This window comes from Wolbachia endosymbiont (group A) of Melitta haemorrhoidalis (genome assembly GCF_964273365.1).
GTDB lineage: Bacteria > Pseudomonadota > Alphaproteobacteria > Rickettsiales > Anaplasmataceae > Wolbachia > Wolbachia pipientis.
The window spans coordinates 1,039,938-1,058,988 of the sequence record NZ_OZ187004.1 but is presented as its reverse complement, the minus strand read 5'-3'; the positions used below and the strand labels follow the sequence as shown (position 1 = coordinate 1,058,988).

18 protein-coding genes are annotated in these 19,051 nt (G+C 36.8%); 6 read left to right on the top strand and 12 right to left on the bottom strand.

The genetic code is table 11. The features are described from left to right. Positions 1 to 46: 46 nt before the first annotated feature. The 3 genes from miaB to hemJ form a co-directional block, all read right to left on the bottom strand. Entirely contained in the window at positions 47 to 1,366 is a 1,320-nt protein-coding gene (miaB, locus tag ACICPZ_RS05435; RefSeq protein WP_010962578.1) for a tRNA (N6-isopentenyl adenosine(37)-C2)-methylthiotransferase MiaB, read from the bottom strand. A gap of 613 nt (positions 1,367 to 1,979) precedes the next feature. Further along, on the bottom strand, positions 1,980 to 2,258 hold the full coding sequence (locus ACICPZ_RS05425) for a hypothetical protein (RefSeq protein ID WP_138265071.1): 279 nt from the start codon (positions 2,256 to 2,258) through the stop codon (positions 1,980 to 1,982). Between the two features lie 53 nt (positions 2,259 to 2,311). Continuing rightward, the gene (hemJ, locus tag ACICPZ_RS05420) at positions 2,312 to 2,740 is read right to left on the bottom strand and encodes a protoporphyrinogen oxidase HemJ (protein WP_010082641.1); all 429 of its coding nucleotides are present in this window, start codon (positions 2,738 to 2,740) and stop codon (positions 2,312 to 2,314) included. 55 nt (positions 2,741 to 2,795) lie between these two features. Here hemJ and pdhA point away from each other — a divergent pair, with 55 nt between their 5' ends. Next, a complete protein-coding gene (pdhA, locus tag ACICPZ_RS05415) occupies positions 2,796 to 3,776 on the top strand; it encodes a pyruvate dehydrogenase (acetyl-transferring) E1 component subunit alpha (protein WP_006279887.1) in 981 nt (326 codons plus the stop codon). A 408-nt stretch (positions 3,777 to 4,184) separates the two neighbouring features. Continuing rightward, positions 4,185 to 5,108: an RluA family pseudouridine synthase gene (locus tag ACICPZ_RS05410; protein WP_006279888.1), complete on the top strand. Its 924-nt coding sequence runs from the start codon at positions 4,185 to 4,187 to the stop codon at positions 5,106 to 5,108. A gap of 7 nt (positions 5,109 to 5,115) precedes the next feature. Here the strand turns inward: ACICPZ_RS05410 and ACICPZ_RS05405 are convergent, their stop codons facing one another. Then, entirely contained in the window at positions 5,116 to 6,378 is a 1,263-nt protein-coding gene (locus ACICPZ_RS05405) for an MFS transporter (protein WP_006280528.1), read from the bottom strand. 61 nt (positions 6,379 to 6,439) lie between these two features. Then, on the bottom strand, positions 6,440 to 8,242 hold the full coding sequence (gene aspS / locus ACICPZ_RS05400; RefSeq protein ID WP_007548818.1) for an aspartate--tRNA ligase: 1,803 nt from the start codon (positions 8,240 to 8,242) through the stop codon (positions 6,440 to 6,442). A 196-nt stretch (positions 8,243 to 8,438) separates the two neighbouring features. Between aspS and ACICPZ_RS05395 the strand changes: the two genes are divergently transcribed. Both ACICPZ_RS05395 and ccmA read left to right on the top strand, forming a co-directional pair. Then, a complete protein-coding gene (locus ACICPZ_RS05395) occupies positions 8,439 to 8,870 on the top strand; it encodes a hypothetical protein (protein ID WP_174515653.1) in 432 nt (143 codons plus the stop codon). Between the two features lie 3 nt (positions 8,871 to 8,873). After that, a complete protein-coding gene (gene ccmA, locus ACICPZ_RS05390) occupies positions 8,874 to 9,497 on the top strand; it encodes a heme ABC exporter ATP-binding protein CcmA (protein ID WP_007548816.1) in 624 nt (207 codons plus the stop codon). A gap of 751 nt (positions 9,498 to 10,248) precedes the next feature. Here ccmA and ACICPZ_RS05385 read toward each other — a convergent pair. Next, entirely contained in the window at positions 10,249 to 10,416 is a 168-nt protein-coding gene (locus ACICPZ_RS05385) for a hypothetical protein (protein ID WP_155975180.1), read from the bottom strand. 203 nt (positions 10,417 to 10,619) lie between these two features. On the opposite strand from ACICPZ_RS05385, the gene ACICPZ_RS05380 reads away from it, so the two are divergent. Continuing rightward, entirely contained in the window at positions 10,620 to 11,915 is a 1,296-nt protein-coding gene (locus ACICPZ_RS05380) for a Na+/H+ antiporter NhaC family protein (protein WP_006280467.1), read from the top strand. Between the two features lie 519 nt (positions 11,916 to 12,434). Here ACICPZ_RS05380 and ACICPZ_RS05375 read toward each other — a convergent pair. Further along, positions 12,435 to 12,590, bottom strand: coding sequence for a hypothetical protein (locus ACICPZ_RS05375; RefSeq protein ID WP_167513690.1), 156 nt, complete (start codon positions 12,588 to 12,590; stop codon positions 12,435 to 12,437). Positions 12,591 to 12,941: 351 nt separating this feature from the next. Between ACICPZ_RS05375 and ACICPZ_RS05370 the strand changes: the two genes are divergently transcribed. Next, positions 12,942 to 13,705 (top strand): IS5 family transposase gene (locus ACICPZ_RS05370; protein ID WP_156518237.1). Its coding sequence is split into 2 segments (ribosomal slippage): positions 12,942 to 13,296 and positions 13,296 to 13,705, totalling 765 coding nucleotides; the frame shifts between segments, so codons are not numbered across the junction. Positions 13,706 to 13,767: 62 nt separating this feature from the next. Here ACICPZ_RS05370 and ACICPZ_RS05365 read toward each other — a convergent pair. The 5 genes from ACICPZ_RS05365 to ACICPZ_RS05345 form a co-directional block, all read right to left on the bottom strand. Beyond that, complete coding sequence (locus tag ACICPZ_RS05365; protein ID WP_010962566.1) at positions 13,768 to 14,067, bottom strand: type II toxin-antitoxin system RelE family toxin; 300 nt, start codon at positions 14,065 to 14,067, stop codon at positions 13,768 to 13,770. Beyond that, positions 14,048 to 14,272, bottom strand: a complete 225-nt coding sequence (locus tag ACICPZ_RS05360) for a hypothetical protein (RefSeq protein ID WP_010962565.1) — start codon at positions 14,270 to 14,272, stop codon at positions 14,048 to 14,050. Before ACICPZ_RS05360 ends, ACICPZ_RS05365 begins: the two co-directional genes overlap by 20 nt. 94 nt (positions 14,273 to 14,366) lie before the next feature. Then, on the bottom strand, positions 14,367 to 16,073 hold the full coding sequence (argS, locus tag ACICPZ_RS05355) for an arginine--tRNA ligase (RefSeq protein ID WP_010962564.1): 1,707 nt from the start codon (positions 16,071 to 16,073) through the stop codon (positions 14,367 to 14,369). Positions 16,074 to 16,166: 93 nt separating this feature from the next. Beyond that, the gene (locus tag ACICPZ_RS05350; protein WP_010962563.1) at positions 16,167 to 16,385 is read right to left on the bottom strand and encodes a hypothetical protein; all 219 of its coding nucleotides are present in this window, start codon (positions 16,383 to 16,385) and stop codon (positions 16,167 to 16,169) included. Between the two features lie 195 nt (positions 16,386 to 16,580). Next, entirely contained in the window at positions 16,581 to 18,287 is a 1,707-nt protein-coding gene (locus tag ACICPZ_RS05345; RefSeq protein WP_264373798.1) for an ABC transporter ATP-binding protein, read from the bottom strand. Positions 18,288 to 19,051: the final 764 nt, after the last annotated feature.

Sequence of the window (19,051 nt, the reverse complement as noted above, 5' to 3'; positions counted from 1 at the left end):
TTTTCAATACTCTTTGCTTAAGATTTATATTTAACGCTGCTTAAAATCAGTGAAATGCACACCCCAGCAAACTACTCTGCCGAGCTTCCAACACTTTCACATTTACTATTTTGTCCCTGTATTTATCTTCAGAATCATCAATGCACACTGATTGCATATATGGGCTTTTACCAATAATTTGGTTTTGGTGTTTACCTTTTTTATCGCTAAATAGAACAGGTATAGTTTTACCTACCATACTCTGGTTAAACTCAAGTTGTTGCTTACTAATTAATTTCTGTAAACGAAGAAGGCGCTCTGTTTTAACCTCTTCTGGTACTTGATCTTTTCTTTCCGCTCCCGGTGTGCCTGGTCTTGGGCTGTATTTAAAACTATAAGCCTGAGCATATCTAACTTTTTCTACTAATTTCATAGTTTCTTCAAAATCTTTTTCGGTTTCTCCAGGAAAACCAACAATAAAATCAGAAGAAAATTCGATTTCAGGTTTCAATTTGCGAAATCTGTCTATTATTTCCAAATACTCCTCTGCAGTGTGTTTCCTGTTCATCGCGTGCAATATTTTATTCGAACCAGACTGCACAGGCAGGTGAACAAACGGCATGAGCTTTGGCTCTTCCGCATGTGCCAAGTAGAGAGATTCATGCATATCTCTTGGATGAGAAGTTGTATAACGAATCCTCTCTAGCTTTTCAATTTTAGCAATATGACTAATTAATTTTCCTAAATCCCACACTTCCCCTTCGCACTCCCCATGGTAAGCATTGACGTTCTGACCAAGCAAATTGATCTCATTTGCCCCATTTGCAACTAATTTCAATGCTTCACGAAATATTTCATTCACTGGCCGTGAATACTCAGCTCCACGAGTATAGGGCACTACACAAAACGTACAAAATTTATCACAACCCTCTTGTATGGCAAGAAACGCAGAAGACCCCTGGCTATTGCCATAGCATTCATCTGGCAATTTATCAAACTTTGCAACTTCAGGAAAATCAGTGTTTATTACATGACCTTTACTTCTGCTTGCTTTGACTATCAGCTCCGGTAAGGTAGCGATACTCTGCGGACCAACAACAATATCAACAAAAGGAGCCCTTCTGAACACTTCTTCTCCCTCTGCTTGCGCTACACACCCAGCCACCACTATAGTCATTTCTTTTCGTAACGAATGAATCTTCCCAAGCTCTGAGTAAAGTTTTTCTGCTGCCTTCTCTCTAATGTGACAAGTATTCAGTATCACTAAATCGGCTTTCCCTGCATCACTAACAACGTTGAACCCCAAAGGTTTAATTACATTTTCCATTAAAACGGAGTCATAAACGTTCATCTGACAGCCGTAAGTTTTAATATATAGGCCTTTCATATTTGGTATGTCTTTTTCAAAATTTCTTCACCCTACACGTAAATGTCTAACAGACCAGCGCGTGACGCTAGTGAACTTGCTAGCACAATAGATTTTGACAAAATTATACGAAAAACTGGATCCCAGTGTCAAGCACTGGGATGACAAGTTCTCGGCAACCCCTACGTCATACCATCACGGTATCTCTAGATCCCGCTAACAAGTAGCGGGATGACGGTTGTCAGGGTGTCATGAAAGTAGCTAACACTGGCTTCCATCCAAGAGGGCAGTGCCCTCTTCTTGTCATCCCAGTGCTTGACACTGGGATGGCTTTGTTGCATCGCTACTTATGAAAGGCTAACTATAGTTAGGATTATAAGCAACCTATTGAAAATCTTGTTTTTTTGCAATCAATCTGATCAAATTTAAGAATAGTAATTTATTATTTATATTAATAAATTTAATTCTATTGAAAATAGCTAAAGCATTGAAATTCTTGAATTTTAGCCGGATTAGTGAGTGGTAGTGAAATTTCTTTTACTCAAATTTAGGTATTCACTGACCGTTCTTGTTATAAATACCAGAATAATAAGCTACTGATATTCTCTACCTTTTTTATCTTTATCCATCATAGCTAGCGATGCAACAAAGCCCACTGGGATCCAGGAAAAAGAATGGTGTCATGCAAGTAGCTAACACTGGGATCCAGGAAAAAGAATGGTGTCATCCGAGTAGCTTGACACTGGCATCCAGGAGACTTAATTGCAAGTAATGCATTGAGTTTGGTGAGTATGGGTTTTGCGTTATAGAATGAAGCACTTTTGGTGAATTTGTAAAGAAAGCTGGATCCCAGTGTCAAGCACTGGGATGACAAGAAAGGGAGCACTGGAATTTTTATTTCAGTATTGTACATTAGCCATGCATCTGAACAGATACGAGCTTTCTGCTTTTTTTGGGTAAGGTCAGTCAAAAAGGTTTTACAACAACCATAATAACTATAACTATTATCAATACTGTAACTGCTTCATTTAAAACGCGAAAATAAATATGTGACTTCTTATTCGAACCCATTGCAAAATTTTTCCTATATTTTGCAAGTAGCATATGAATAATTAACATCAAAAGTATTGCAAATGCTTTTACATGAAACCATCCTTCACGATATGCTTCCCTAATAACCATTAGTGTAATTCCAAGACCAAGTGAGAAAAGCATTGCAGGGTTTATGATATATCTAAGTAGCCTCTTTTCCATTGTTTGAAGCAAGCTATCATTTTCCGATCCCGGTTTTACAGTTGCATGGTAGACATAAAGCCTGGGTAAATAAAGCATACCTGCCATCCACATGATAACAGAGATAACGTGAAAAGCCTCAAGCCAGTGGTAATAGTTCATTAGCAAAAATTTAAAATTCCTGGTATTGTGTTAGTTTAATGAAAAAGAAATCGATATGAAAGCAGAAAATTTCACTAAAGAACAGATAATTGGATTCTACAGGAAAATGCTACTCATACGCAGATTTGAGGAAAAAGCAGGACAATTATATGGGATGGGATTAATAGGCGGGTTCTGTCACCTATCAATAGGACAAGAAGCAGTTGCAGTTGGAACTCAAGCTGCATCAAAATTAGGTGACGCTTTTATCACAAGTTATAGAGACCATGGCTTAATGCTCGCATGTGATTCTGATCCAAATGTTGTAATGGCAGAGCTTACCGGCAAAGAAACAGGATGCTCGAAAGGTAAAGGTGGTTCGATGCACGTATTTGACGTTGAAAAAAAATTCTTCGGCGGGCATGGAATAGTGGGAGCACAAGTTCCAATTGGCACAGGAATAGCATTTGCTAATAAATATAAGAAAAAAGATAATGTGGTATTTACATATTTTGGCGACGGTGCTGCAAATCAAGGACAAGTATATGAATCGTTTAATATGGCATCTTTGTGGGAGTTGCCTGTGGTTTACATCATAGAAAATAATGAATACGCAATGGGAACCTCCGTGCAAAGGTCAACTTTAGTAACAGAGTTATATAAAAGAGGAGAAAGTTTTGGTATTCCTGGAAAACAAGTTGATGGAATGGATTTTTTCTCTGTTTATGAGGCTACAAGCGAAGCAGCGGAACACACACGCAGCGGAAAAGGGCCTATCCTGCTTGAAATGAAGACATATCGATATCGCGGTCACTCAATGTCAGATCCTGCTACTTATCGCTTAAAAGAAGAAGTTGAAGATATGAAGCAAAATCATGACCCTATAAGCACTTTAAAGAAATACATGACAGATAATAAAATGGCTTCAGAAGAAGAGTGCAAAGTAATTGATAAGGAAATACGTGATTTAGTAAAAAAGTCGGAAGATTTTGCCAAAAATAGTAAAGAACCAAGCGTTGATGAGCTGTATACTGATGTTTATAAATTTGTTAGCTAATTTTTTTATCCAGAACTGTACAAACATTGTATAGTAAACGATGTCATCCAAATAGCTCCTTCTCCCGTCATCCAAGTGCCCTCCTTTTTTTGTCATCCCAGTGCTCTGACTACTTGGATCCAGCTGAGTTGGTGAGTATAAAAGTATAGCTAACGCAAGCTCTACGTCATGCCGCCGCGAACCGTCATACCGCGATTCATTCGCGGTATCTCTAGATCCCGCTAACAAGCAGCGGGATGACGGTTGTCAGGCTAGCTGTCATCTCAGTAGTCTCCTTCTCCTGTCATCCGAGTAGCTGACACTGGTTCCTTTATGACGGCAGTAGCCCCTTCGGTGTCATTCCAGTGCTTGACACTGGAATGACACCAATAATTGACATTTCACTAGATATTCATTATAAATAATGGAATGCTACAAAGTATAAAAACCATATTAATAGAAGACGATAACGTTAGGCTGGATAGGTACATCAGAAGAATCTTTCCTGATCTAAAGCAATCTGTAATTGAAAAATCTTTAAGGAAAGGATTAATCAAAGTTGATGATTGCAAAGCAAAGTCCAGTGATAGAGTAAATTCTGGGCAAACTATAACGCTGAAGCACTTGAATTATATTGAAAACGCTAATTCTGATCGCAAATATAATGAAAAGTTAGTGAATCTACTAAGAGAGAACATATTATATGAAGACGAATATATACTAGCTATAAACAAACCCGCAGGGGTCATCGTTCAAGGTGGCGTAAAAGTAAAGATTAGCATGAGTGATTTGCTTGACCAAATAAGAGAGGGAGAAACATTTAAAATTGTCCATAGGCTAGATAGAGATACGAGTGGAGTGATAATATTCGCACGCAACGCTAATGTTGCCAGATACCTTATGGAAGAATTTAAAGGACGAAGAGTAAAAAAAACTTATTTAGCATTAACTTCTGGCATACCGAGCAAGGATAGTGGAACAATAGACTATCCATTGGTGAAAAAATATGTTTCAGGTCAAGAAAAAGTGGTCGTTGATGAAAATTCACCTCAGAATGCCACTACGCATTTTTCAATTATAGCAAAATCCAAACACAATGTTGCTTATTTAAAATTACAACCAATTACCGGCAGAACCCATCAGTTACGTGCACATTTAGCTCATATAAATTGCCCTATTCTTGGTGACGGTAAATATGGTGGTAAAAAAGCTTTTATTGATGGGATAGCAAATAAAATTCACCTTCATTCGCATTCTTTATCTTTAAAACTGCCAAACAATAAAGAAATCACTATCACCGCTCCTATCACTAAACACATCGAAAAATCCATTGAAGCGCTATTTTTCGACTGAAACGATTTCACCAATCAACTTTTCTGTCTTTGGCTTTAATTTGAAGCACAGATATTAGGCTAATTAATGCGCAGGCAGTAAGATAAATGCCTGCTGCAAGTTTTGTTTCGGTTTTTTCTATAAGCCACATGCATATGTATGGAGAAAGGCCACCAAAAATTCCTGCAGATATATTATTTGCTAAGCTTACGCCAGTGCATCTTACTTTTGTTGGAAACAGTTCACAAATAACAGAACCATATATTCCAAAAGATGCACCTACTGGTATAGTAATCAATAAGTAAGTTATTATTACGACATAGTGGTTAACGGAAGATAATAATGGTAATACACATGTACCAATCAGAGATAGCATAATCAGTACAGGAATCATTACGCGTTTTCTTCCAACTTTATCAGATAAAATTGCAAAAAGTACCGCAGATGCTGCAAATACAACCTGTATTACTATCCTCATTAAATCTTTAACACTAATAGATAAAATAACTAGCTCTTTTATTGATATATTATAAAACATTATTGCTGCGTAGACAATTGCATTCTGAGCAATTCCCAGATTGATTGAAATAATAAGCGGTCTTTTATAGTTTCTTACTAGTTCTAACAATGGTGAATGTGCTAAATTATTAGCGTACTTATTAGTTTTATATGCTAAGCTTTCTTTTAATATGTACCTAGTTAAAAAACCTATTGTCCCCAAAAAAAAGCAAAAATAAAAAAGCAACTTCCATCCCCATATTTCATAGTTCTCACCTGTAACTCTTTTGCAGATAAATATCATTGTTATGCATAAGAGCGTTCCAAGGGCTCCGCTAAAGGGCTTCATACTTCCTAAGAAACCTAGATTTTTTTTATCTTTTGAATGCTCTATCGTAAATGCTGTATTAATGCTTGTTTCACCTCCTGCAGTTATTCCTTGCACTATTCTACAAAACACAAGCAATACAGGTGAAAGCAACCCTATTTCTTTATACCCAGGTATAATTCCCATAATTGTGGATGATATTGAAATTAATATTACTGAAGTAAGTAAAGTCTTTCTTCTGCCATACTTATCTCCCATATAACCAAAAATTACTGCACCAATTGGTCTAAACGCAAAACCAATTGCAAAAACACCAAGGAATTTGAGTGTACTCAAATAATGATCTTCTGATGGGAAAAAAACGTTGATGATTGTATCTGTTAATACTCCAAAAAGAGTGAGTTCATACCACACAATCATGTTACAGATCATGCCCGATAGTATTGCTTTTTGGATATTATTCATGGTCTTTCAATTTAACATAACCTAATATATCATTAACCGGTGCTCCTTGCTATAAAATTTTTCATTCAATAACCTTCAAGGATAATTCACGTAAATGCTTATCCTCCACCTTGGAAGGAGCACCCATTAGAACATCTTCACCTTGCTGGTTCATAGGAAAACAGATTACTTCACGAATATTTGGCTCATCAGCAAGCAGCATAACTATTCTATCAACTCCTGGTGCTATTCCACCATGAGGAGGAACACCAAATCTGAATGCACGTACAAGTGCACCGAATCTTGTATCAACTTCTCCCCGGCTATAACCTGCAATGGCAAAAGCTTTATACATGATATCCAGTTTGTTATTACGAATCGCCCCACTTGACAGTTCTATTCCATTGCAAACAAGATCATATTGGTAAGCAAGGATATCCAGTGGATTTTTGTCCTCTAAATCTTTCAGACCACCGTGTGGCATGGAGAATGGGTTATGAAAGAAATCGATTTTTTTACTTTTATCATCATATACAAAATATGGAAAATCAATGATCCAACAAAACTTGAAGATATTATCATCTATAAGACTGAGTTCTGACCCTAAAAGAGTGCGTACTTTTCCTGCAATGTTTGCCGCCTCATTCTCTTTGTCAGAAGCAAAAAATACACTATCTCCTGGCTCTATGTTTGTTGCTTCTCTTATGTGGTTTAGCCTATTTTCATCAAGAAATTTAGCAATTGGGCCTTTCGCAGTTCCATCTTTATCAAACGTTATATATCCGAGACCCTTAGCACCGAATTCTTTTTGCGCATGTTCTATCTTTTTATCAAAGAAGCTGCGTGGTTCCTCTGCTGTTTTAGGTGCAGGGATGGCTCTCACTACCATACCACGCTCAATATTGCTTTTGAAAATATTGAACCCTGAATCACGAAAAATTTCTGTAACATCGCTGATTAATAGTGGATTGCGCAGATCTGGCTTATCAGAACCATATTTAAGCATTGCTTCTTTATATGTAATACGTGGAAAATCTTTATCAACAGACTTACGAGAAAATTTAGCAAACACTCTATATAAGGTAGACTCAATAATCTGAAAGATGTCTTCTTGAGTTACAAAAGACATTTCAAGATCTAGCTGATAAAACTCTCCCGGAGAACGGTCAGCCCTTGCGTCTTCATCACGAAAACACGGTGCAATTTGGAAATATTTATCAAACCCTGAAACCATGAGCAACTGTTTGAAAATCTGCGGAGCTTGTGGCAATGCATAGAACTTGCCAGGATTTAGCCTGCTTGGCACTAGGTAGTCGCGTGCTCCTTCAGGAGAGGAAGCAGTGAGTATTGGAGTTTGAATCTCTAAAAATCCTCGCTCTATCATGAGCTTGCGGAGCTCTGCAATAATTTGTGAGCGCAAAATAATATTGTTGCGGACTTTTTCACGTCTTAAGTCAAGAAATCGATATTTAAATCTCATGTTTTCTGGGTATTCTTGCTCGCCGGTAATGCTTGCCAATATACTTCTTTCTTCTTTTGCTATTTCTTCATCAAAGTGGAACTCAACTTCCGACTCAACGCGCAAATTGTTGACTATCACCTCGATTTCTCCGGTAGAAATAGAGCTGTTTACCGTATCTTCAGTTCTAGCTTCAACTATTCCTGTAACAGTAATTACACTCTCCAATTTTAAATTTGATATCTCATCAAAAAAGTCTTTGTCATTATTAAATACTAGCTGAGTGATTCCGTAGAAGTCTCTTAAATCAACAAAAATTAGGTTACCATGGTCGCGCTTACGATATAACCATCCAGAAAGGGTAACTTCCTTTTCTACGTCGTTCTTCCTCAGTTCATTGCACGTATGAGTTTTATAGCAGTTCATATTTGTTTTACTTCTAAATTCTTTAAGAAGTATAGAAATAAACCTTATTACATACAAGCCCGTTCGTCAGATATTTGCGCAATTTTCGAAATAGAGCAGTACTGCTTTTATATTGTCTTTACCCGCAAAAAAATTGCACAATTTCTATAATTATGGTATAATAGTAAGGGTATTTTTAATGAATTAGATACAGGAAATGCCACTTACACAGATCATATTATATAGCGTAACATTACTTGCTGTAGCTGCAGTATTTCTCTTTTTGAGAAAAATATACAAAAATCGCATTAGAAAAATCATATTTCCTAGAAAAGTTTTTAAAGAAGAGTGGGAAGAAGACAGAAAATTCAATGAATTATATCAAAAAAATAAGCAAAAAGAGTTGATGAAACAACAAGAAACGCTACGCGAGAAACAAAAAGATGTGCAAGTTTATAAAGAAGATCCAGAAATAGTTGACATAGCAAAACCGGTAGGTAAATGGACAAAGATGGTTATGATGGGTAATGGTTTAATGCAGCGTTTTGCACAATTGATACATAGAGAAGGCGGACAGAAAGGATTTTGGGAGCTGTTTGTAAAAGCTCAGGCTTCAACTCAAGGTAAACATAAGGGAAAGGGCAGATAATCCATGCTTGAATGTGAAAATTTATCCTGCACTCGTAATAATAAGGTACTATTTAAGAATCTCAGTTTTAAAGCTGAGCTAAAATCAAAGATTCTAATCACTGGTCCAAATGGTAGTGGTAAAACCAGCTTAATTAGAAGTTTATCTGGACTTTTACCGCCGGTATCAGGCAATATAAGGCACTGCGGAAAAGATATATATGATGATCCAAAATCCTATATATCTTCTATGGTCTATATAGGCCATAAGAATGCCTGTAAAGATAGCTTAACTGTTGCTCAAAACGTAGAATTCTGGGCAGGAATACGAAATACTAGAGAATTGATTGTGGCAGCTATTTGTTGCTTGCAGTTGCAACCTGTACTTAATATTAGATATGGCGAACTTTCTGCAGGCTGGAAAAGGAGAGTTGCGCTTGCTCGCCTCTTGATTTCTAATGCAAACGTTTGGCTGATAGATGAACCATTTTGTAATCTTGATAGTGCAACGTGTGAATTAGTGCTGAACCTAATCTCAATACGCTCTGAGCAAAATGGTATAGTAATTATTACAGGGCATAGCTCTACAGAGCAATTGTGTGATTTTACAACGATTGATATACGTAATTTCAATAGACTTCTTGTATAGTTTTTGGCAACAACCGTTAGAAACGAAAAACTTCCTTGACAAGTTTCGCCAGCTCCCTTATCATAAAACTGAAGCTATTTATTTATCTTCGCAATCTGTGCAGGTTAATGACAAAAAACTTAGGGTATTTGGCGTCTCATGTTTAATTTTTCGCACTACGTGCATCGCATGTCTTTAAAAATTTTTAGGTTTTTACCTATATAAGCCGAAACGCGCTTACAAAGCGTTTAAGACAGCAAAAAACGTCAAATTGACAAGGGAGAATTTGAATGCTAGCTACTACGGGGTTTCTTTGCCTTTTTTCCTGCTTAGTAAATTTCTTAAACACTTGCGGTGTAGGTTAGTTGCAAGTTAAAAGCAGCTAAATCGCTCTTAATCAAGCGTTTTAGAATAAAAAAAACGCCGATATTTTAGTACATAGTAAATAGCCAACCACCACGGGGCTTCTTTTGCCTTTTTTTTCATTTGGTAAATTCCTTAATGTTTATGGCTAAACGACAACCGTCATCCCGCTGCTTGTTAGCGGGATCTAGAGATACCGCGAATGAATCGCGGTATGACGGTTCGCGGTGGCATGACGATAAGCTCGTCATCCCGCTGCTTGTTAGCGGCTAAGGGATACCGCGAAGGGATACTGCGAATGAATCGCGGTATGACGGTTAATTATTCTGCGGCGGTATGACGTAGAGCTCGCGTTAGCTATACTTTTATACTCACCAACTCAGTATCCAATCTGGATCCAAGTAGTCAGCTACTTGGATGACAACCTGTTGAGGCTGCGCTTACACATTCCACTTTCTATGCTCACCAAACAAATTTGCTTACTCGCAGCAAAATTTTCTGGATCCAAGTAGTCAGCTACTCGGATGACATCTTTGTGTTTGAGGCAAAACCAGCTATAACATTTCTTCGCAAACAAATGTTCGTACAGTTGTGCGCGTGATGCTGGAATCTAGACAACAATTAGATCCTATTGTCAAGCAATAAGCTACATGTGCTATTTATTTAGTAGATTAAATATGAAGTTTAAAACTCTGCTATTGACTTCCTGTAGAACTAGTGAAAACCAAACTTGCTTAAAACCACTTAATTAGTTATAGTTATAAGTTTAGGTACAGTAAAATGACAGCTTTTGTCCCCTTGATTATTTTTTTAATCTTGTATCTTGGAAGTGGTGCTTATTTTTCTTTTATCGGAACTGATAATCCACTTCATCAGGTTTCACCAGTAATCTGCTTATTACCAGCACTATTTTTTGCTGTCTCACGTGGTACAAATAAAATTCAGCATAACATCGATACTGTTATCAAGGGCATGGGTGACAAAAACACCCTTACTATGTGTTTAATTTTTTTATTTTCTGGAGCATTTTCTGCGGTGACTCAATCAATCGGTAGCGCAGACACTGTTGCTAATTTAATTCTTAATTTCCTTCCAGCAAGATTACTGCTGCCTGGAGTATTTTTGGCTTCTGCTTTTATTTCAACTGCAATTGGCACATCTATGGGAGTTGTTGCGCTGATGGTACCTATAGCTGTTAATCTGGCAAAAAGTGGAGCTTTTGGTCTCGAAATAGGAACTGCAACTGTAGTAGGTGGTGCCGTGTTTGGCGATAACCTTTCGATGATATCTGATACCACCATTGCATCTGTTTCTTCACAGGAAGCTTCAGCAAAAGATAAACTTAAAATGAACTCTAAAGTTGCACTTATTGCCAGCATTATAACACTCATCTACCTAGCAGTTGCCTCAAATAGTACAAAAATTATTTCTATATCAAATTTAGATTATTATTCTATAATAAAAATTATTCCTTACATTTCTTTAATAATCATGGGGCTGCTTGAAGTCGCCACTTTAGTAACAATAACTATAAACATAATTATTGCTGGTGTGCTAGGAATAACTTTTTTTGACTATGCTATCATTCAATTTCCTCATGACGTGTATGACGGTTTCAAAAAAGTAAACGAAATAGTGATATTTGCTCTATTTATCGGTGGATTGAGCCATATAATGTACAAGCAAGGTCAAAAAGCGTTGCATAAACTCATCGATGAAAGCAATATCACAAAAACTAAAGCTGAATTTGTGATAGCAGGAATTGCGTCTATGTTTACTACCTTAGTTGCCAATAATACCATTGCTATTTTACTAAGTGGTGGCATTGCAAAAAGGCTTGCACAAAAACACAGTATTGCGCCACATCGCAGCGCATACTTATTAGATGTTTTTGCTTGTGCTACAAAAGGTATCTTACCTTATGGTTCCCAACTATTGCTAGCAGGTAGCATCGCCTCTGTATCACCTATTTCTTTATTAACACAGGTATATTATTGCTTTATTCTAGCGGCAGTTACAATAGGCGAAATAATCATCAACAGCAGAAAAGAGAAACATTGTGCGGCTGCAACTTAGAGTTTCTCTTTTTTTACCCATAAGGAACGGAATTACTTGACACCCTTCGCCAACCCCCTTATCATGAAACTGAAGCTATTTATTTATCTTCGCAATCTGTGCAGGTTAATGACAAAAAACTTAGGGTATTTGGCGTCTCATGTTTAATTTTTCGCACTACGTGCATCGCATGTCTTTAAAAATTTCTGGGTTTTTACCTATATAAGCCGAAACGCGCTTACAAAGCGTTTAAGACAGCAAAAAACGTCAAATTGACAAGGGAGAATTTGAATGCTAGCTACTACGGGGTTTCTTTGCCTTTTTTCCTGCTTAGTAAATTTCTTAAACACTTGCGGTGTAGGTTAGTTGCAAGTTAAAAGCAGCTAAATCGCTCTTAATCAAGCGTTTTAGAATAAAAAAAACGCCGATATTTTAGTACATAGTAAATAGCCAACCACCATGGGGCTTCTTTTGCCTTTTTTTTCATTTGGTAAATTTCTTAAACATTTATAGTTGCAATTTAAGAGCCCGTAAAGGGTGTCATTCCAGTGCCCCTGTGATGTATTCCAGTGCTTGACACTGGAATACAGTTTTCCATATAATCTCATCGAAAATGTTGTAACCACTTTCCATGCTAGTTTGCTTGTTCACAAGCAAACTTTTCTGGATCCCAGTGTCTGGGCACTGGGATGACAAGAGAAGGTACTAGCCTGACACCCTGACAACCGTCATCCCGCTGCTTGTTAGCGGGATCTATGCTAATGCCCTTTTATTCTTTCAATTATGTTATTTCCATTTAAATCTGTCTGTTCCGCAACTTCAGTGAATACAGTTGAATACTCCCTAAAACTGATCGTCATAACTTTACCCTACTTTGAATAATATTTTGATCATTACATATTGTAACAAAAAAAAATCAACTCATTTCTTCTAACGGCTCTATATTAAAGATAGAAAGTCCAGAAGCAATGACGTGTGCTAAGAACCTGTCTTGAAAGGGAATAAAGAAAAGAGTATGATGAGGTAAGCAAAAAATAGGAGGGTAAATTGTATCCAAGTGATATAAGTGACAAGGAATGGGAAATTTTAGAGCCCTATGTTGCACAAGGAGCGATAGGACGACCAAGAAAACATAACATCAGAACAATTATTAATGCAATAAGGTATATAATGAGGGGTGGTTGCCAGTGGAGAATGCTACCAAAGGATTTTCCCCCATGGAAAACGGTGTATGACTATTTTATCAGGTGGCGTAATAATGGAAAATTGAAAAAAATACATGACATGCTAGTAAAAGAGGTAAGAAAAATGGTTGGTAAAAATGAAACACCTTCAGTAGGTATAATTGACAGTCAATCAGTGAAAACGACTCAAAAAGGGGATCAAGAGGATATGATGCCGGTAAAAAAATAAAGGGTAGAAAACGCCATATTATTGTAGATACACTAGGTCTTGTAATTACTGCAGAGGTACACAGCGCAAGCATTCAGGATCGTGATGGTGCTACCAATCTTTTTATTCAAGCTAAATGCAAAGCTCCAACATTACGTAAGTTTTTTGCTGATCAAGGATACAAAGGTAAATTACAAAATCGATGTTTGTTGGAAACTGGATGTTTGCTAACGATTACCAAGAAATTGGTTGATACAGGATTTCAGGTTATTCCTAAACGTTGGATTGTAGAACGAACCTTTGCTTGGCTTTCCAATTTTAGACGCATGAGCAAGGATTACGAGCATTCTCCTCTTACTTCAAAAAACAATATCTTATTTAATATGATTACTTCTATGCTTACTAAATTAGCTGCTTAACTCCTTTCAAGACAGGTTCTAAGGCTTGGACAAGTTGCAGCGGTGAGATCTTTCTTATATTTTTAATTGTGTAATCTTCTGTGTTTGTAAATGTTTTTTCTATACCCCACTGCAGTAATAAGTACTTTACGTTCTGAATGATTTATGATGTAAATTATACGGTAGTTGCTAACCCTTATCCTATATTGCCCTCTAAAGCTATGACATAAAGGCTTTCCTAGATTAAAAGGATCAACTGTAAGGCGTTTCTTTATGGCCTCCTGAACCATTAATTTAATCTTTGCCGGAAGAGCTGGAATTTCTTTTTCAATAACATTTTTTAAGAATTTTATAGTGTAAGTTTTATTTCCAGATGTTTTCATCATCCTCTACTTCTTCTTCACCTTCAGAGAGGCGATCGTCAGCTATTTTGGATAGCTCTACATCTTCTTCGAACTCTTCTTCCACTAAATCTACTAAAACTTCAGGAATAGTTTTATTTTGAGTCTCTGCCATTTCTGTAAGATACTGAGCCAATTTACTGTCAAAACTTACATTAACATTGAGCTTTTTTTGACTGTGAGCCATATATTAACCAGAAAATACTACTATAAACTATAACATTTTTACTTAATTTTGTCAACTTCTCTATTCGTTGAAAAAACAATCTTGCATAAAAAAATCAACTCATCTCTTCCAAAGGCTCTATATTGAAGATAGAAAGTCCAGAAGCGATGACGTGTGCTAAGGCCTGCACGAGAAACATTCTTGCAGCGGTGAGGTTTAAGTTGTCTTCCAGTATGAAACGCATGTTTAAATCACTCTTGCCATACCCCCATAAAACGTGAAACGCTTCTGCAACTTCAAGTAAGTAGAAAGTAATTCTGTGTGGCTCACAAAGCCTTGCTGCAATTTCTACCACATCTGGCCACTTTGCTAAGGTTTTTATGAGGAAGAGCTCTCCACCTGTCCTTAAAAGTGAAGGATCTGCTGTTGGGAGCTCTTTTGGAGCATTACGCATTAACGAATGAGCACGAGCATGCGCATATTGCACGTAAAAAATAGGGTTGTCTTTTGACTGTTCTTTAACTTTAGCAAAATCAAAGTCCAAGACCATATCATTCTTGCGTGTTAGCATTATAAAACGAGTTATGTCCCTGCCAACTTCTTCCACTACATCTCTTGCTGTTAGGAAGTTTCCTGATCTTTTGGACATCTTAACAGGTTTGCCGTTCTCGAAAAAATTCACAATATTATGCAGTTTTACCTCTATTTTTGCTTGATCATCACTGAGCGCAGAGACGACTGCTTTGAGTCTTTTGACATAACCGCCGTGGTCACTACCAAGCTCTACGATCATATTGTTAAAACCACGCGATATCTTATCAAAATGGTAAGCGATATCCGAGGCAAAATAAGTCCAACTGCCGTCCTCTTTCTTCAATGCACGGTCAACGTCATCACCAAATTTTGTAGAGCGAAATAGCATCTCTTTTCTGGAAGTCCAATTTTCGCTTTCTTTGCCTTTTGGTTTCTCCAGGTACCCTTCATACACTAGACCCTTGTCAGACAATATCTTTATACTCTCTTCAATTTTGCCACTTTTTTGTAGCTCATACTCTGAAGTAAAAACATCATGATTTACTCCAAGTAAGTTCATGTCTTCCTTTATGATTTCTAAGATAGAACTTAAAGTATAGTCTCTAATCACTTGATTATCTTGCTTTTCTAGAAGCTCTGCGCCATATTTTTTGGCCAGCCCAGTCCCTATTGGTTTTAAATATTCACCTGGGTATAAACCTTTTTCGATGCTGATTTTTTCTCCCAGAGCTTCCTTATACCGCAAATATACTGACCGAATTAGCGTATCTATCTGCGCTCCAGCATCATTAATATAGTATTCCTTAGTAACTTTATAACCAACTTTTTTCAATAAATTTGCCAGAACGTCACCAAATACTGCCCCTCTTGCATGACCAATATGCAGTGGACCAGTTGGATTTGCAGATACAAATTCAACATTAATGGCCTGATTGTTCCCTATATCTAGGGTGCCAAACTCTGTTTTTAGCTCATTTATTTGTTTTAAAATTCCATGCCACACTTCTATTTTTAAGTGCATGTTGATGAAACCAGAGCCTGCTATTTCCACTTTTGCAACTTCATCAAAAAGTTCAAATTCTTTGGCTAAAACCTCTGCAATTTCAATGGGATTCTTCTTTTCATGCTTTGCAAGCACCATAGCAACATTTGTGTAAATGTCTCCATGGACTCTATTGCTTGGAGGCTCTATGATAAAGTTTGCTGCACTTGTGCTTATAACACCCCTTTGTTTCAACTCATTCAATTTACTAAAGATTAGAGAAGAAATCTGCTTAAAAATGTTCATTCACTATATTGCTATAAAATCTATAGCAGTATAGTGAATAAGTGGGACTAGTTGAAGGTTTATCTTAACTATTTTATCTTCCTGGATCAGAGTTTATATTAAGTCGTTGCCGTAACCATGGTAAGAGAAAGCCATACCTTCGCTGTAACCATCATTACCAGCATCAGGCTCTTCAACATCATCAGTTACTACCTGATCTTCAGTTGTGATTTTATCCTTGATCGTCTCGTCTACACCCTCATCACTATAAGAAAATTTGTTAGTATATGAATAGCGATTATTGATTTTATCACTATAGTTATGTTTTAACATAGAGACCTCCTATACAGTCAAAATTGGAATTACATTAAGATAGAACAAGCTATGAATATAACGTGAATGAAAGAAACTACAGATCACGAAATTTCCGGATAACTATGGAACCATTATAAAATAATAAAATTAAAAATTTAATAATTTTAATTATAAATCTAGCATATCAACTAACGGTATGATTTAAATTTTCTTTCAATTCCACTGTATCTTCGCCAGTTTTGCATATAGCCCGTCTTTACTTATTAGAGAGTCATGAGTGCCTACTTCTTCTACTTTTCCATGATTAATTACTATAATCTTGTCAGTCTTGAGTGCGGTTGATAGCCTGTGTGTAATTACGATTGTTGTTCTGTTTTGCATTAACTTGCTCAATGCTTTTTGCACGAGGTTCTCACTTTTGTAATCAAGGGCAGAGGTTGCTTCATCCAGTATTAAAACCTGAGGATTGTTGAGTATGGCCCTTGCTATTACAATACGTTGTTTTTGTCCTTCAGAAAGTTTTAATCCTCTTTTTCCTACAAATGTATCAAAATTATCAGGCAGCTTATCAATAAATTCCATCGCATAAGCGCTGATGGCTGCTTGCTTCACTTCCTCATATTCGGCACCTGGTTTGCCATATAGTATATTTTCCATTATTGAGCAAGAAAATATCATGTGATCTTGTGGCACTAAGCCAAACAACGATCTGAGGTCATTTAGCGCAATTGACTTAATATTGTGCCCATCGATAGTAATGCTACCTTTGTTTGGATCATGAAAACGGAGCAGAAGCTTTAAAATGGTGCTTTTACCACTGCCAGATGGTCCAACAATTGATACTGCTTGACCTGCCTCTATAGAAAATGATACGTTATCTAATGCTGGCTTATCAGCATAAAAAAATGTTACACCATTAAACGAAATTCCCTTTTGAACACTACAAATTTTTATAGGATCATCGGGATCTGCTATAGAGCTTTTCATATTTTTAAATTCAAATAAACGCTCTACTATTCCAAGACCTCGTTGTAAATCACTGATATTATCGCTCAAATTATTTATAGCTCCTGCTGCGAGCGCTGAATAAAACACAAATGAGGAGAGTTTTCCAATAGTTATATTATTGCTTAAGACTTCTTTAATACCAAAAAAGAGCAAAACAACTAGTGAACCTATCACACACGTGATAACTAGAGTTACTAAAATAGCACGCAAGAGTACTAATTTTACGTATGATTTTGATACTGAGTTTAAATGTTCCTTAAAACGGATTTTTTCGTTTTCCTCGAGTACAAACGATTTGATAGTCACTATAGATCTAAAATTTTCCTCACTAAATGACGCAAGCTCACTTAATTTATCCTGAGCAAAGCGTGCATAGCTACGCACTTTTTTTCCAAGTGAGGTCATGATAATGAGTAGTATAGGTATTATTGCGGCTGCATACGCAGTTAGTTGTATATTTGTATATAATAACATAGCAACACTGCCAATCAGAATCACAAAATTTCGTAATATGGTTAGTAAGCTGCTGTTTATTATTGATTGCAGCACAGAGGTATCAGTAATTAACGCTGAGATAACATCTTGTACGCCTGTGTTCTCAAAGAAACTTGGTTGCAAGTTAGTGATACTGCTATATAAGTCATATCTGATCCTTGCGATAACTTTCTCGCTGCCAATGCCAATGAAATATAACCGAGTAAATGCAGTGAGAGAAATGGCTAAAACTATAAGTATTGCAACTAATAGTTTGGTAGTAAAATCGTGCTCTGTGCCAGAATCAATTATATTGCTTAAGCCTCTGCCAAAGAGGAGGATCGTTAAGGCTGAAAATAAAACTGCAATAAAAGCTATGACAAAATAGGATAGATTAGGCTTTATATAGTAAAATAACTGCCTAATATTAGATCGCATCTTATTTTAAAGTTTCTAAAGTTAAGTATATAGATTTTAGTTTCAGGGGAAAGGGGAAAGGTGTAGTATGAAGCAATTTAGGTTCTGCAGCTGTTGTGATTTTAGTCCACCAAGAAAGGGTAGTAGCCCGCAGAAACGAAAAACTTGCTTGACAAACTCCGCCAGCCCCCTTATCATGAAACTGAAGCTATTGTATTTGCTTTCGCCAATCTGCAGATTAAAAGGTAAGGATTACTTAATGTATCGGCGTCTTATGTTCAATTTTTTGCAGTATATAGATACTGTATGTCTTTACAAAACTTCATCTACATCTAGATTTTTATCTAAATAAGCTGAACGCGCTTATAAAGCGTTACAAGACATCAAAAAATGCCAATACTCGACAGAGATAGTAAAAGACTAGCTAACTCGGGGATTCTTTGTCTTTTTTTCTGCTTAGTAAATTTCTTAAACATTTGCAGCGTAGGTTAGTTGCAATTAAAAGCAGCTAAATCTTGCTTGTCAAGCGTTTAAAACATAAAAAACGCCAATATTTTAAAGCAGATAATAACCCCAGGGCTTCTTTTGCCTTTTTTTTCGTTTGGTAAATTTCTTAATATTTATGGCTAAACGACAACCGTCATCCCGCTACGTGTTAGCGGGATCTATGTTAAGGTATGACGGTTAAGTAAGGGATCTATGTTAAGAGATACCGCGGCGGTATGACGGTTCGTGGCGGCGTGACGATAAGCTCGTCATCCCACTACGTGTTAGCGGGATCTAAA

Coding starts and splice junctions, on each gene's coding strand:
- miaB (WP_010962578.1), bottom strand. CDS start 1,366: ATGAAAGGCCTATATATTAAAACTTACGGCTGTCAGATGAACGTTTAT.
- ACICPZ_RS05425 (WP_138265071.1), bottom strand. CDS start 2,258: ATGTACAATACTGAAATAAAAATTCCAGTGCTCCCTTTCTTGTCATCC.
- hemJ (WP_010082641.1), bottom strand. CDS start 2,740: ATGAACTATTACCACTGGCTTGAGGCTTTTCACGTTATCTCTGTTATC.
- pdhA (WP_006279887.1), top strand. CDS start 2,796: ATGAAAGCAGAAAATTTCACTAAAGAACAGATAATTGGATTCTACAGG.
- ACICPZ_RS05410 (WP_006279888.1), top strand. CDS start 4,185: ATGCTACAAAGTATAAAAACCATATTAATAGAAGACGATAACGTTAGG.
- ACICPZ_RS05405 (WP_006280528.1), bottom strand. CDS start 6,378: ATGAATAATATCCAAAAAGCAATACTATCGGGCATGATCTGTAACATG.
- aspS (WP_007548818.1), bottom strand. CDS start 8,242: ATGAACTGCTATAAAACTCATACGTGCAATGAACTGAGGAAGAACGAC.
- ACICPZ_RS05395 (WP_174515653.1), top strand. CDS start 8,439: ATGCCACTTACACAGATCATATTATATAGCGTAACATTACTTGCTGTA.
- ccmA (WP_007548816.1), top strand. CDS start 8,874: ATGCTTGAATGTGAAAATTTATCCTGCACTCGTAATAATAAGGTACTA.
- ACICPZ_RS05380 (WP_006280467.1), top strand. CDS start 10,620: ATGACAGCTTTTGTCCCCTTGATTATTTTTTTAATCTTGTATCTTGGA.
- ACICPZ_RS05365 (WP_010962566.1), bottom strand. CDS start 14,067: ATGAAAACATCTGGAAATAAAACTTACACTATAAAATTCTTAAAAAAT.
- ACICPZ_RS05360 (WP_010962565.1), bottom strand. CDS start 14,272: ATGGCTCACAGTCAAAAAAAGCTCAATGTTAATGTAAGTTTTGACAGT.
- argS (WP_010962564.1), bottom strand. CDS start 16,073: ATGAACATTTTTAAGCAGATTTCTTCTCTAATCTTTAGTAAATTGAAT.
- ACICPZ_RS05350 (WP_010962563.1), bottom strand. CDS start 16,385: ATGTTAAAACATAACTATAGTGATAAAATCAATAATCGCTATTCATAT.
- ACICPZ_RS05345 (WP_264373798.1), bottom strand. CDS start 18,287: ATGCGATCTAATATTAGGCAGTTATTTTACTATATAAAGCCTAATCTA.